The organism is Candidatus Paceibacterota bacterium (assembly GCA_035452965.1).
In the GTDB taxonomy this organism is placed as follows: Bacteria; Verrucomicrobiota; Verrucomicrobiia; order Limisphaerales; family UBA8199; genus UBA8199.
In genome coordinates, this window is record DAOTCE010000002.1 from 310,316 (window position 1) to 323,108 (window position 12,793).

Here is a 12,793-nt window from a genome sequence, read left to right on the forward strand (position 1 = left end):
CGCCGAGGCACACATGCCTCGTGCTGGGTCCTCATTCAGCCTTCGGATTTCGGCCTTCGGCCTTCGGGTTTTACCCTTGAGCCTTTGGCTGCTCGGCGTCCAACCGCTATTGGCCGTCGTTACCAACACCACCGCCTCGAAAGTGGTCCCCCCTTCCGAAGTTCGGGTCGAAGGTGCCGTGCGTGGTGATGTTACCAACACGGCCGAACTGGAGGACATCCCCGCCCTGCGCCCGCCGCATGCCGAGATTCCGCCCAGCTTTCAGGAGCGATACGGCCTTTGGGTGATCCTGGCCGGAATAGCCCTGCTGGCCCTGGTTGGCGCCGCCGTTTGGCTGATGCTCCGGCCCAGGCCGCCGGAAGCCGTGCCACCGGACGTCGCGGCCCGCCGGGCGCTCGAGCCGCTGAGCCAGCAGCCGGAAGACGGCCTGCTCTTGAGCCGGGTTTCGCACATCCTGCGCCATTACGTCGCCGCGGCATTCAACCTCCCGGCCGGAGAGTTGACGACGGCCGAGTTTTGCCGCGCTGTCGCCGGGAACGGCCAGGTCGGCCCCGAACTCTCCGCCGCGCTCGGTGAGTTCCTCCGCCAGTGCGACCAGCGCAAGTTTTCCCCTCCGCCCGCGCCCGCCGCGCCGTTCGACGCGGTGCTGGAGGCGCTCAAACTCATTGACCAGGCCCAGATCCGGCGCATCGCCACGGCCCGGGCAACTGCCCCACCCAACCCCAACCTTGCCGCCACCCCGTCCGCGACGGGCGCACAGATATGATCTCCCTGAGCCTATCGCGGCCTGCAGCGCCCGGCTTTCGGGGGGTGGACTTCCGTAAATGACCGGCAACCTGGAGTTCCAGTATCCCTGGCTGCTGGGGCTTTTGGCCTTGCTGCCGATCTACGCCTTTCTGCGCGGGCGCATCGGCAAGCTGGCGGCACTGCGCTTTCCCAGCGCCGACATTGCCCGCGCTGCCGGCGCCGCCGCCCGGGCCGCCTCCGGCCGCCTGTTGCTCTTCCTGCGGCTCCTCACGGTCGCCTTGTGCATCGTGGCGCTGGCCGGGCCCCGCTTTGCCAACGACCACACCGAGACCGAGGCCAGCGGCGTGGACATCATGCTCGTGCTGGACCTGTCCTGGTCCATGATGGCGCTGGACATGAGCGGGCCGAATGAGCGCGTCTCACGCTTCGACATCGCCGCCCAGGTGCTCGAGGACTTCATCCGCAAGCGCCCCAACGACCGGCTCGGGCTGATCGTCTTCTCCGCCGTGCCGTACCTGGCCAGCCCGCTCACGCTCAATCACGACTGGCTCATCGAGAACCTCCGCCGCCTCCACGTCGGCCTCATCCGCGACCTCGGCACCGCCATCGGCGATGCCGCCGCCGCCGGCGCCAAGCGCCTCAAAGCCCTCAAGGACAGCAAAAGCCGCATCATAATCCTGTTGACTGATGGCGATAACAACAAGGGCGACATTGATCCCGTCCCGGCCGCCCAGCTGGCCGCCGCGCTGGGCGTGAAGGTTTACACCATCGGCATTGGCATCGAGCAGCCCTGCACCTTGTTCCTGTTCGATCCTTCGACCGGCAAGCTGGAGTTCGACGCCAACGGCAACCTCAGGCCGGGGATGAGCTTGCAGCCGGCTAATTACACCGTGCTTGGCAAAATGTCCGCGCTGTCCCGTGCCAAGTCCTACCGCGCCACTAACCGCCGCGAGCTGCAACGCATCTACAACGAGATTGACCGCCTGGAGAAGACCGAGATCAAGCTCCGCCGCTTCACCACTTATCGGCCGTTGTACCAGTGGCCCCTGCTGGCCGCCTTCGGGCTGCTGGCTCTGGAACTGATCCTGGCGAACACGCGCCTCCGGAGGGTGCCATGATAGACCTGGGCAACCCCCATTTCGCCGAACCGGCCTGGCTCTGGCTGGCCCTGCTGGCCCCGCTGCTGCTGGCCGCCTTGCAGCGTTACTCCGCCTGGGCGCGCCGGAAGCAACTCGCGCAGCTCGCCGCCCCCGAGTTTATTGAAGAGCTGACGCGCTCCCACAGCCGCGCCCGCCGCGCCGTCAAAAACCTGCTCCTGCTCCTGGCGGTGGCCGGAATCGGGCTCGCCCTGGCACGACCGCAACTGGGCGAGCAGGCCGAGGTCAGCCGTCTCTACGGCCAGGACACCCTCTTTCTGCTGGATTGCTCCCGCAGCATGCTCGCCAGCGACGTGACGCCCAGCCGCCTGCAGCGCGCCAAGCTCGCCATCCTCGACTACGTCCAGCGCCGCTGGCACGGTCGGGTCGGGCTGGTTGCCTTCGCCGGCCAGGCCTTCCTCCAATGCCCCCTCACGTTCGACTACGGCGCCTTCCAGGAGGCGCTCATGGCGGTGGATGACAGGACTATACCCATCCCCGGCACCGACATCGGCCGCGCCCTCGACGAAGCCAGCCGCGCCGTGGACAAAAACCGGCGCACCAGGCTCTTCGTATTGCTCACCGACGGTGAAGACCTCGAACACAGCGGCATCCGCCAGGCCCAATCGCTGGCGACCAACGGCGTGGTCATCTTCACGATTGGCGTCGGCACGGCGGCGGGCGGCGAGATTCAGTTCCTCAACGAGCAAGGCAAGCCCGAGACGCAGCGCGACAGCCGCGGCCAAATCGTTCGCAGCCGGCTGGACGAGGCGACGCTGCGCGGCATCGCGCAGGCCACTCGCGGCGCCTATCACCCCCTCGGCCCGCTGGGCGAGGGGCTGGCCAAAGTCCGGCTCGCGGTCGAGACGATGAACTCGGGCTCCGCCGGGGCCCCCGCGCGCAAGTTTGGCGTGGACCGTTTTCACTGGCCGGTCGCCGGTGTGCTGGTCCTGTTGGTGGCGGAATCTTTGATTGGCACCCGCCGCCGCCTGCGCGACATTGCCTCCTGACTGGTTTGCTATGAGACCGTTGATAACAACTTTCGGCCTTCGGACCGCGGTTTTCGGGCTCGGGGCCTGCCTGCTTGCCCTGGGCACCGGCGCCACTTCCGACTCCGCCCCGCCGTCCTCCCCGCGCGAGGTCTTCAACACTGGCACCCGGCAGCTTCACGCCGGTAAATTGCGCGAGGCGGAAGCTTCCCTCGAAGCCGCTCTTGCCAGCCAGCAACAGCATCTCCAGCCGCCCGCGCTCTATAACCTCGGCCTCGTCCGGTTCGGGCAGGGAGTCGAGGAATTGAAAAAGGGGCCGCCGGCCCGGCCAACCCTGGACCGCGGCCGGGCCGCGAGCCAGCGGGCTGGCAACGCCATCCGCGAGGCGGAGGACGCGCTGGCCAGCAATGACGTGCAGCGAATGGTCGCCGCCTACCTCCGCGGCAGGGGAGCGCGCAAGGAGCTCAAGGCCGCGACTCAGGCCGTGCGGCGGGCCTTGAAATTGTATGGCGCGGTGCTGGCCCGGTGGGAGCGCTCCGCGGACGATTTCAGAAGCGCCCTGGAACTGAACCGCGCCGACGCCGACGCCCGGCACAACGCGGATGTTCTGGACCGCTGCATCGCCAAGCTCGTGGACAGCATCCAGGAAATGCAGCAGTGCGCCAACGGGATGTGCGACCAGGGCGAGCAGCTGGGCGACGACTTGAAAAAGCTCAAAGGGCGCATCCCCGCGCCCGATATGCCTCCCGGCGCGGGCGACGACGAGGAGGAGGACGACGAGGAACTGCCGGGTAACAAGCCGGGAGAGCAGGAGGCCCCCTCCAAAGACGGCCAGGAAACCCACCTCTCGCCGGAACAAGCCGGCTGGCTCCTCGAAGCATACCGGCTCGACTCCGAGCGGCGCCTGCCGATGGGACAAGGTCCCACCACTGAACCACGGGATCGTTCGCGGCCCCCCTGGTGATTCCGGCGCCGCATGTCTTCCCCTTGCCAGAACTTCAGTACCTCGGCCTTGATCGCGTGGCTGCTCCTGGCGACCACCCTCTGCCTTTCCGCCCAGCCGCCGCCGGCCGCTCCGGCGCGCGACCCGCTCATGTCGCTGATGATCTCCCAGCCCAAGCTGACGATTCCTGCCGTGACCCGCGCCGCGGCCGTCTTCGATCCCCCAATCGTTCGTCCGGGTGAGGAAGCATTCCTGCGGGTCATGTTCAATGCCCTCGAGGAATCAATCGAGTGGCCCGCCCAAATTACCGCGCCGCCCCAACTGGAGCTGCGCCCCGGCGCTCGCAGCCAAGTCCTGCAGGTGAGCCCGACCAACATGGAGCCGCGCACCGCCTTCAATACGCGCGTCCGCCCCTCCAGTGTCGGCTCGTTCACCGTGCCCGCATTTGTGGTCAAGGTGGACGGCAAACCTGTGACGGTGCCGGCGGCACGCCTCGAGGTTGCGTCCGCGACCCCGCCCTCATTGCCCCCGGCGCAGCGCCTCCAACTCGACCTGCCCGTCACCAACCTCATCGTCGGCCAGGCTGTCCTGGCGCGCGTGACGTTGCCGCCGGCCCGCGGGAACGTCGTGCAGGGCCTGGTCCAACCCCAGTTAACCGGGCAGGGGTTCCTGGTTGACGTGGGCACGGCTCGTCAGCGCATCGAAATGACGCACCGCGACGGGGCCGCCGTGCCGACCTTCATCTACGAAACAACTCTCACGCCGCTGACCACGGGCAAGCTGACTCTCTTCGCGCAGGGATTCACGGCCGGCAACCAGTTTGGCGGGCCATTTATCATCACCGGTCCCGCCGTCATTCCGGGCGGTCCGCCCCATTACAATCTCCTCGAATCCGATCCCGTCCATTTGGAGGTGCGGCCCCTCCCGCGCGAAGGGGAACTGCCCGGCTTCACCGGTGCCATTGGCAGCTTCGCCGTGGGCCCGCCTGCGCTGGCCGCCAACGTCCTGCGCGTCGGCGATCCCGTGAAACTGACCGTCGCCGTCACCAATCGCAGCGGCGCCCCGCTGGCCCGCATCGTTCCGCCTCCCCCGCCCAAAGCGCGCGACTGGCATGTCTTTGCGGCCGCCGACTTCGCGCTGGCGCAACCTGTCGGTTCGCCCCCGCCCGGCTCGCCAATCCCGGTTGGGCCGTCCGCTCGGCCTGGCGCGTTCCAGGGGGTCGTCACCTTCCACTACACGCTCATTCCGCTCACCGAAACCGCGCGCGCCACCCCTCCTATTCCATTTTCCTGCTACGATCCCGAGGCCGGCCGCTATGCCAATCTCACCATTCCGTCCGTTCCCGTTGCGGTCAAACCTGGCGCCGTGCCCGGCGACTTCGCAAGCTTCCTCCAGGCCGGCGCCGCGGAAGGCAAACCCGAGAAAGAACTCACCCTCAGCAGCCTGGCCGCTTCGCGCGGCCGGTCGGTGGCCAGCCTGGTGCCGTTGCAGCAGCAAGCGTGGTTTCCGCTCGTCGCCCTCGCCCCGGCGGTTGCCTTCCTGGGCCTGTGGAACTGGGACCGCCGCCGCCGTTACCTGGAAGCGCATCCCGACGTCCTCCTGCGTCGGCGCGCCCGGCGCGCCTTGCGCCGTGAACAGCGCGCGCTCCGGCGGGCAGCCCGCGCGGCGGATGCGCCCCGCTTCGCCGCGGTCGCGGTCAGCGCCATACGCGTTGCCTGCGCGCCGCATTACCCGGCTGAACCGCGCGCCCTGGTCGGCGCCGACGTGCTGCCGCTCCTGCCCGAAGCCGACCGCGCCGGCCGGTCGGGTGAGGTGGTTCGCCGCATCTTCGCCGTGACCGACGCCTCCCGCTTCGGCGCGGCGAACGCGCCCGCGCCCGAACTTCTGCTCCTTCAGCCCGACCTGGAGCGCGTCCTCGAACAGTTGGAGGCCAGGCTATGAATCCCTTGCGGCTCTTCCACCGCCCAACGCCAGCCGCTGCCCGGTCTCGGGATTCCGGCCTTCGGGCTTCGCCTGTCGGAGTTCCTCGCTTCGGCATCTGCCTTCTGGCGCTTGCCATCCTCCCGACGTTGGTCTCCGCCGTTTCGCCGGACGCCCTGTTCCGCGACGGCGCGAAGGCTTACCGCACCGCCAACTATGCGCATGCCGCCGAGTCATTCCGCTTGTCCACCAGCATTCAACCCGCCTCCGGCGCGCTGCAAAACCTGGGCAACGCCGAATGGCAGCTCCAGCACACCGGCGCGGCCATTGTGGCCTGGGAGCAGGCCTTGTGGCTCGATCCGTTCAATCAAGCCGCCCGCCAGAATCTGCGGTTCGTCCGCAAAACCGCCCAGCTCGACGCACCGGAATTGCGGTGGTATGAAGTCGTCTCCACCTGGCTGCCGATGAATTGGTGGGCCTGGATCGCGGGGGCGAGCCTCTGGCTGGCCATCGGCATGGCCACGCTGCCCGGCCTCCTGCGGCGGCGCAAAGCGACCTGGCACCAGGCCGTCGCCGCCTTGGGGTTGATGCTCTTTCTGCTCAGTGTCCCCGCGCTGGTTGGCGTCCACACCCGCTCCCGCATCGGCTTCGTGCAGCAAGGCGACACCCCCCTGCGCCTCACGCCCACCCGCGATGCCCAGGCCGTGACCCGCCTGGCCGCCGGCGAGCCGGTCCGCTTAATACGCGCTCGCGGCCAATACATGCTCGTTCGCACCAACCGCACCCTCGGCTGGCTGGAGCAAGCGCAATTCCGCCTCACCTGCCCGAGACGCGGCACTCGCACCGGTTGAAGGTCACCCGGGCCTGCCTCCCGCCCTGTTTAGCGGAACTGATCTTAAGGGCGCGTGGCGGTCACTTTACGTTGCGCGGGGACATCTGGTTCTGAACGTTGCGGGTGATAGCGACGGCGGCCGGGTGGATAATTCTTCTCTCGGCGGTGATGGCGTAGAACTGCTCCTTGCACTCCGGGCTGACGCCGATCTTGCGGAGGTGGTAACGATGGATGGCTTCGTCGGCGACGACGGCGGGGATGGGGGTGAAGCCTTTTTCGTCGGCGGCCATCACTTTCATCAGGGCGGCGTCGTCGAACTCGGCCACCACGCGAGGCCGAATCTGCCGCTGCTGGAACCAGCGCTCGAGGCAGCGGCGCAAGGCGGTGTTCTCGGTGGGCAGGAGGGCGGGGGCATCGTGGAGCGAACCGGGAAAGCCGCGGCGGAGCCGGGCCGCCAGCCGCGGCGCGGCGCAGAAGACGATGGCGGATTCACCCAGCAGCTGAGTGAAGGCTCTGAACTTGAAGCTGCTGGAGGCGGGCTCGTCGGCCAGCACGATGTCGAGACGGTGCGCGGCCAATTGCGCCAGGAGGTCCTCCAGCTTGCCTTCGCGGCAGATGATGTGAATGGTCTGCGGCAGGGCGAGGACGGGTTTGAGGATGTCGTTGACCACCAGCTTGGGGATGGCATCGGACACGCCGACGTAAAAGCGGAGAGATTGGAGGCCGGGGCGCTGCTTGACGGCGCGCAGGAGCTCGGCGCCGAGGCCGAAGATCTCTTCGGCATAGCGGAAGACGATCTGGCCGGCATCCGTGAGAACGTTGGAGCGGCCGCTGCGGCGGAAGAGGGGCTCGCCGAGAGACGCCTCCAGCTCCTTGATCTGCTCGGAGATGGAGGGCTGGGAGACATGAAGCTTCTCGGCGGCCCGCTTCAGGCCGCCTTCCCTGGCGGTGACATAGAAGTAACGGAGGTGGTGATAATTGAGCCATTCCATGGGCAGAATGATGATTCGGATAAACCTAAGAGTAAATGAGAATTTGTGTATTAGAGCGGGCCGGGCCCGCGGCCTAGGTTGCCGCCATGAAAGCAGCCGCCGCCAGGCGGTCCCGGGCGGGACCCGCCCGGGCGGCGACAAAGAGAACGAATGAACGAACTATGACACTGTGGATTGTATTTATCGGGACCTTGGCGCTGTCGCTGTTCGCGGCCGCCCGGGTAAAAAGCGTGTATAACCGGCACAGCCGCGGAACGGTGCTCTCCGGCCTGAGTGGCGGCGAGGCGGCGGAGCTGATCCTGCGCCAGGCGGGCATCCGCGATGTGGAGATCACCCATCACGACGAGATGCTGGGCGATCACTATGACCCGTTGCACAAGCGGTTGGTCCTCTCGTCGCAGAACTACTTTGGCACTTCGCCGGCGGCGTTGGGCGTGGCGGCGCACGAGTGCGGCCATGCGATTCAGCATCAGCAGGCCTACCGCCCGCTGCATTGGCGGATGGCGGCGGTGGGCATTACCAGCTACGCGAGCCAGGTTGTGATGTGGCTGCCGCTGGTGGGCATCTTCACCGGGCTGATTCAGCCAATGGTGGGAGCGGCGCTGCTGGCCACGGCCTGGGGCGTGATCATGCTGTTCAACCTGGTGACGCTGCCGGTCGAATTCGACGCGTCGCGCCGGGCCAAGGCGGTCCTGGGCCGGATGAACATGATTGCGCCGGGCGGCGAGGCCGCCGCTGTCAGCCAGGTGCTGAACGCAGCCGCCTGGACCTATGTGGCGGCGTTCGTCACGTCGCTGGTTTACTTCCTGTGGCACCTGCTGCCGTTGCTGGCCGGCCGAAGAGACTAGCGCAGCAGCGAACGCGTGTAACTCATCCCAAGGCAACAATATGAGATTAATCACCGAGCATGAAAACCTGCGATCCACGGCTGAGCTGGACTCACTGGTGGAGGAACGGATTCTGGCCTTTGAGCCGCGCTTGCAGATTGACGAGGCGCGCGTGCGACTGGAGTGCCGCTGGGAAAGGAGCCCGGCCTACCGCGTGGCGATTCACATCGTCACGCCCGGTCCGGATCTGCGGGTGGAAGGCCGCGACCACACGATCCGGGCCGCCATCGGCAAGGCGCTGACAAATCTGGACACGCGACTCCGGCACCGCGAACGCAAGCCTGTGCGGAGGCTCAGAAGCAACCAGCAAACGCCCGCGGCCCGCCGGGCCGGCGGTTGGGGGCGCTAGCTTCAGGGAGATCGCCGCGATCGGAACTCATCTCGAAAACACAGAACTGGCAATATGAAATGGTCATTGAAGATTGGTCGGATCATGGGGATAGACGTGTATATCCACGTGACGTTCCTGCTCCTGCTGGGGTTCGTTGGGGTATTGCACTGGCTGGACGGGCGGACGGCGGGGGCGGCGTTTACCGGGGTGCTGTTCTTTTGCGGGTTATTCCTGTGCGTGCTGCTGCACGAGTACGGGCACGCGCTGGCGGCGCGGCGGTATGGGATTGCCACGCGGGACATCACGCTGCTGCCGATCGGCGGCGTGGCCCGGCTGGAGCGGATGCCGGAGAAGCCGTCGCAGGAGCTGGTGGTGGCCGTGGCGGGGCCGCTGGTGAACGTGGTGATCGCGGCGGGGTTGTATCTGGGCCTGCACCTGAGCGGCGCCTGGCAGCCGCTGGGCACGCTGACCACCACTACCGGCAGCCTCATCGAGCGCCTGATGACGGTGAACGTATTGCTGGTGCTGTTCAACCTGCTGCCGGCCTTTCCGATGGACGGGGGCCGGGTGCTGCGGGCGCTGCTGGCAATGCGGATGGACTATGCGCGGGCGACGGGCATTGCGGCGAGCATCGGCCAGGGGATGGCGTTGCTCTTCGGCGCGATCGGCCTGTTCACCAACCCGATGCTGCTGTTTATCGCGTTCTTTGTATGGATCGGCGCCGCGCAGGAGGCGGCCGCGGTGCAGTTGAAGGCGGCACTGGGCGGGTGCCTGGTGCGGGACGCGATGCAGACTGAGTTCCGCACGCTGTCGCCGCGGAATTCACTGGGCGAGGCGGTTCGGCTGCTGCTGGCGGGTTCGCAGCAGGACTTCCCGGTCGTGGAAAACGGGCGGGTGGCGGGCATGCTACCGCACGCAAAATTGCTGCGGGCGCTGGGGGAGCATGGCGAGGGGGCCCCGGTGGCGTCAGCGATGGAGCAGGAGTTCGAGATGGTGGAGGCGAATGAACTGCTGGATTGGGCCATGGCGCATGTGAACCCGGACCGGGGATTCAGCCGGCCGGTGTTGCGCGAAGGACGCCTGGTGGGCCTGCTGACGGCGGAGAACGTGGGCGAGTTCTTCATGGTGCGGTCCGCCCTGGAGCAGCAACGGAAGCGGCGCACGCCTCCGCGGGAGAAGGGCCACGGCGCGCCGCCCGTCCTGGTCCACTCCGAGGTTCCGCTGAGCCGCCTTGGCAGGCGGGGCTACGCTTAGGGCAATTTGGCATAGAGCATGACGGAGCAAGTCTGGCTTTGGGTCGGGTTCAACGCCTTTGTGCTGGCGATGCTGGCGCTGGACCTGGGCGTCTTCCACCGCAAGGCGCACGTGGTGACCTTCCGGGAGTCCCTTGCCTGGACGGTGGTGTGGGTGGCGCTGGCGCTGGTGTTCAACGGGTGGGTGTGGCACCACTACGGCTCGCCGAAGGCCCTGCAGTTCTTCACCGGCTACCTGATCGAGAAGTCCCTGAGCGTGGACAATGTGTTTGTGTTCGCGCTGTTGTTCTCCTATTTCGCGGTGCCGGCGGCTTACCAGCACAAGGTGCTGTTCTGGGGGATTCTCGGAGCGCTGGTGATGCGGGCGATCATGATCGCGACCGGAGCAGCGCTGATCACGAAGTTCACTTGGGTGGTGTATCTCTTCGGAACGTTCCTGATCCTGACGGGGATCAAGATGATGGCAAAGCGAGAGGAAGAGATTCACCCGGAGCGCAACCCGGTGGTGCGGTGGTTCAAGCGGCTGATGCCGGTCACGGCCGATTACCGGCGGGACAAGTTCTTCGTGTGGGAAAACGGCCGGCGACACGCCACGCCGCTGTTTGTGGTGCTGCTGCTGGTGGAGATGTCGGACTTGATCTTCGCGGTGGATTCTATTCCGGCCATCTTCGCGGTTACGACTGACCCGTTCATTGTCTACACGTCGAACGTATTCGCGATCCTGGGGCTGCGGGCGCTGTATTTCGCGCTGGCGGGGGTGATGGACAAGTTCCACTACCTGAAGATCGGGCTGGGGGCGGTGCTGGCGTTTGTGGGGGTGAAGATGTTGCTGGCACACACGGCCTACAAGATAGACACGCTGGTGTCGCTGGGGGTGGTGGCGTTGATCCTGGCGGTGTCGGTGGTGGCATCGCTGCTGCGGCCGGCGCGGCCGGTAGTGTTTGCCGGAGCCATGGTCCCGAAGGGAAGCCAGGAAGTTGAAGGGTAAATGGGGTAAACCGAGCCAGATACTGATAGCAGGGAATCGTCTCTTGCGCGTCCGCTGGCACGATGCGCTGCGGGAATGAGCCTATTGGTGAAATTCACCATATGTCCGGTTTTGCGCGGATTTCCGGGATGCTCCGGGGCCAATCCCCCGTCCCGGTTTACCATTCTTGCCTCCGGCACTCCCGCCGGACGGGGGAGGATGCCGCCGAGGTGTTCACACGCTGGCATTGGCCTGCGGCTGGCTGGAGAATGGCGTGTTAGTGCGGCCAGGCTACGGTGTGTATCCCATGGGGAGCGCTCCCCATGGGATACACACCGTAGCACCACCATGTCGGCATCGTATCGCCAAGCCAAATATGCCGGGGTCAGCGGGGGCTGGAGCGGGCAAGCAGGCAACATAACTGTCCAAAATTTGGACAGGGTTCGGGCTGGAAGTCGGAATGGTTAAACGGCTTGATTAGGTCGTCCGGTGCGCTTTACGGTGCCGCCGGTATGATGAAAGCGAACATTTTCCGCGCTGCCGGGTCTTTCGCTCTCTGGCGTCCGGTTGTGACGCTCGCCGCCATTCTTCTGATTTGGGGCGCCCCAACTGGTTCGGTGCTCGCTGCCGGTGGGCCAACCTACCATCCGCCGAACGTGTTCCCGCTGATGGCCTGGGATGACTTGCCGGATGCGAAGACCGCCGCGGCGATGCGGGACTGCGGCATCACCTGCGTGGCGTTTGTGCGCCCGGATATGCTCAACGTGTGCCGGGATCACGGGTTGCTTGCGGTCGTGTTTGACGAGAGCGTCGCCGGCACGAACTGGTCCCGCCCCTATGATGGGGAGGCGGCCCGGCGCCACCTGCCGGCGCTGGTGGACAGGGTGGGGAAGCATCCCGCGGTGATGGGATATCATCTGAAAGACGAGCCGGGTGCGCACGAGTTTTCCGAACTCGCAAAAGCGGTTGCCGCGGTCAAGGAACTCGCTCCCGGGAAATGGCCCTACATCAATTTGTTACCGGGCGATGGCGCGGATTATTTGCGCTACGTCGAAGGCTTCATCAATACCTGCAAACCAACGATCATCTCGTATGACCGATACGTGCTGGCTGGCGATAACGACTTCAGCGACGTCTTCTGGAGCAACCTGGCCGCGGTCCGGGATGTTTCGCGCAAGCACGGCCTGCCCTACTGGAACATTGTTTTGACCGCGCCGCACTGGAGCTATCGCGAGCTTACGGAGGTGGATGTGCGCCTCCAGAATTGGGGTTCCCTGGCCTACGGTGTGAGTGGCCTGGCATTTTACAAGTTCTGCTCGAAAGAGCTGTCCATGCTCGACGCGCCGGACCTTGGCAATTTCCGCAATGGCCCGCTGGATCAGTTCGGCGAAAAGACTCTGACCTGGCACTGGCTTCGCAACTGCAATCGCCAGATCCAAAACCTCGCGCCCACTTACATGAAATTGCGCAGCGATAGCGTGTATCACTTCGGCAAGGTGCCCGTCGGGAACCAGGCGTCGGCCGGCACCAACCTGGTCAAAGCTGTCAATGGCGAGGCGGTCGTTGGGGACTTCACCCATGCGGATGGCAGCCGTTATGTGCTGATCGTGAACAAGAGCCTCAAAACCTCGATGAACTGCCAGCCCGAGTTCTACGCGAAACCCTCGGCGGTGAAGTTTGTCTCGCCGCGGACGGGTGAACACAAGCCTTACCCTTTGCCCTATTACTGGCTGGCCCCGGGCCAGGGAGTTTTGCTCCAGGTATTGTGAGCCCCTGCCTGCTGGCACAAGGGGCCA

The 12,793-nt window shown here is 66.0% G+C and carries 12 protein-coding genes; 11 read left to right on the plus strand and 1 reads right to left on the minus strand.

The window, feature by feature from the left end; genetic code table 11:
- The first annotated feature begins 76 nt into the window (after nucleotides 1-76).
- The 6 genes from P5205_03235 to P5205_03260 are packed head-to-tail and all read left to right on the plus strand — an operon-like array spanning nucleotide 77 to nucleotide 6,586.
- Nucleotides 77-766 carry a DUF4381 family protein gene (locus tag P5205_03235; protein HSA09363.1) on the plus strand — a complete coding sequence of 230 codons (690 nt, stop codon included), beginning with the start codon at nucleotides 77-79 and terminating at the stop codon, nucleotides 764-766.
- Nucleotides 767-824: 58 nt separating this feature from the next.
- Entirely contained in the window at nucleotides 825-1,865 is a 1,041-nt protein-coding gene (locus P5205_03240) for a VWA domain-containing protein (protein HSA09364.1), read from the plus strand.
- Nucleotides 1,862-2,893: a VWA domain-containing protein gene (locus tag P5205_03245; protein ID HSA09365.1), complete on the plus strand. Its 1,032-nt coding sequence runs from the start codon at nucleotides 1,862-1,864 to the stop codon at nucleotides 2,891-2,893. Before P5205_03240 ends, P5205_03245 begins: the two co-directional genes overlap by 4 nt.
- 10 nt (nucleotides 2,894-2,903) lie before the next feature.
- The gene (locus P5205_03250; GenBank protein HSA09366.1) at nucleotides 2,904-3,836 is read left to right on the plus strand and encodes a hypothetical protein; all 933 of its coding nucleotides are present in this window, start codon (nucleotides 2,904-2,906) and stop codon (nucleotides 3,834-3,836) included.
- Between the two features lie 12 nt (nucleotides 3,837-3,848).
- Nucleotides 3,849-5,756, plus strand: a complete 1,908-nt coding sequence (locus P5205_03255; protein ID HSA09367.1) for a BatD family protein — start codon at nucleotides 3,849-3,851, stop codon at nucleotides 5,754-5,756.
- Complete coding sequence (locus P5205_03260; GenBank protein HSA09368.1) at nucleotides 5,753-6,586, plus strand: SH3 domain-containing protein; 834 nt, start codon at nucleotides 5,753-5,755, stop codon at nucleotides 6,584-6,586. Before P5205_03255 ends, P5205_03260 begins: the two co-directional genes overlap by 4 nt.
- A gap of 61 nt (nucleotides 6,587-6,647) precedes the next feature.
- Here P5205_03260 and P5205_03265 read toward each other — a convergent pair whose 3' ends face one another.
- A complete protein-coding gene (locus P5205_03265; protein ID HSA09369.1) occupies nucleotides 6,648-7,559 on the minus strand; it encodes a LysR family transcriptional regulator in 912 nt (303 codons plus the stop codon).
- A gap of 161 nt (nucleotides 7,560-7,720) precedes the next feature.
- Here P5205_03265 and P5205_03270 point away from each other — a divergent pair, with 161 nt between their 5' ends.
- From P5205_03270 to P5205_03290, 5 genes are all read left to right on the plus strand, one after another.
- Nucleotides 7,721-8,407 (plus strand): zinc metallopeptidase, encoded by a 687-nt coding sequence (locus P5205_03270; protein ID HSA09370.1) that lies wholly within the window; start codon nucleotides 7,721-7,723, stop codon nucleotides 8,405-8,407.
- A gap of 40 nt (nucleotides 8,408-8,447) precedes the next feature.
- On the plus strand, nucleotides 8,448-8,795 hold the full coding sequence (locus P5205_03275; protein HSA09371.1) for an HPF/RaiA family ribosome-associated protein: 348 nt from the start codon (nucleotides 8,448-8,450) through the stop codon (nucleotides 8,793-8,795).
- Between the two features lie 54 nt (nucleotides 8,796-8,849).
- The gene (locus P5205_03280; GenBank protein HSA09372.1) at nucleotides 8,850-10,031 is read left to right on the plus strand and encodes a site-2 protease family protein; all 1,182 of its coding nucleotides are present in this window, start codon (nucleotides 8,850-8,852) and stop codon (nucleotides 10,029-10,031) included.
- Nucleotides 10,032-10,049: 18 nt separating this feature from the next.
- Nucleotides 10,050-11,018: a TerC family protein gene (locus tag P5205_03285; GenBank protein ID HSA09373.1), complete on the plus strand. Its 969-nt coding sequence runs from the start codon at nucleotides 10,050-10,052 to the stop codon at nucleotides 11,016-11,018.
- A gap of 491 nt (nucleotides 11,019-11,509) precedes the next feature.
- Nucleotides 11,510-12,766 (plus strand): hypothetical protein, encoded by a 1,257-nt coding sequence (locus tag P5205_03290; GenBank protein ID HSA09374.1) that lies wholly within the window; start codon nucleotides 11,510-11,512, stop codon nucleotides 12,764-12,766.
- The last annotated feature ends 27 nt before the right edge of the window (nucleotides 12,767-12,793 follow it).

What these genes read in the sequence shown, in the direction of transcription:
- P5205_03290 (HSA09374.1), top strand. Translation starts at nt 11,510, where the DNA reads ATGATGAAAGCGAACATTTTCCGCGCTGCCGGGTCTTTCGCTCTCTGG.
- P5205_03265 (HSA09369.1), bottom strand. Translation starts at nt 7,559, where the DNA reads ATGGAATGGCTCAATTATCACCACCTCCGTTACTTCTATGTCACCGCC.
- P5205_03270 (HSA09370.1), top strand. Translation starts at nt 7,721, where the DNA reads ATGACACTGTGGATTGTATTTATCGGGACCTTGGCGCTGTCGCTGTTC.
- P5205_03260 (HSA09368.1), top strand. Translation starts at nt 5,753, where the DNA reads ATGAATCCCTTGCGGCTCTTCCACCGCCCAACGCCAGCCGCTGCCCGG.
- P5205_03245 (HSA09365.1), top strand. Translation starts at nt 1,862, where the DNA reads ATGATAGACCTGGGCAACCCCCATTTCGCCGAACCGGCCTGGCTCTGG.
- P5205_03250 (HSA09366.1), top strand. Translation starts at nt 2,904, where the DNA reads ATGAGACCGTTGATAACAACTTTCGGCCTTCGGACCGCGGTTTTCGGG.
- P5205_03280 (HSA09372.1), top strand. Translation starts at nt 8,850, where the DNA reads ATGAAATGGTCATTGAAGATTGGTCGGATCATGGGGATAGACGTGTAT.
- P5205_03255 (HSA09367.1), top strand. Translation starts at nt 3,849, where the DNA reads ATGTCTTCCCCTTGCCAGAACTTCAGTACCTCGGCCTTGATCGCGTGG.
- P5205_03275 (HSA09371.1), top strand. Translation starts at nt 8,448, where the DNA reads ATGAGATTAATCACCGAGCATGAAAACCTGCGATCCACGGCTGAGCTG.
- P5205_03240 (HSA09364.1), top strand. Translation starts at nt 825, where the DNA reads ATGACCGGCAACCTGGAGTTCCAGTATCCCTGGCTGCTGGGGCTTTTG.
- P5205_03285 (HSA09373.1), top strand. Translation starts at nt 10,050, where the DNA reads ATGACGGAGCAAGTCTGGCTTTGGGTCGGGTTCAACGCCTTTGTGCTG.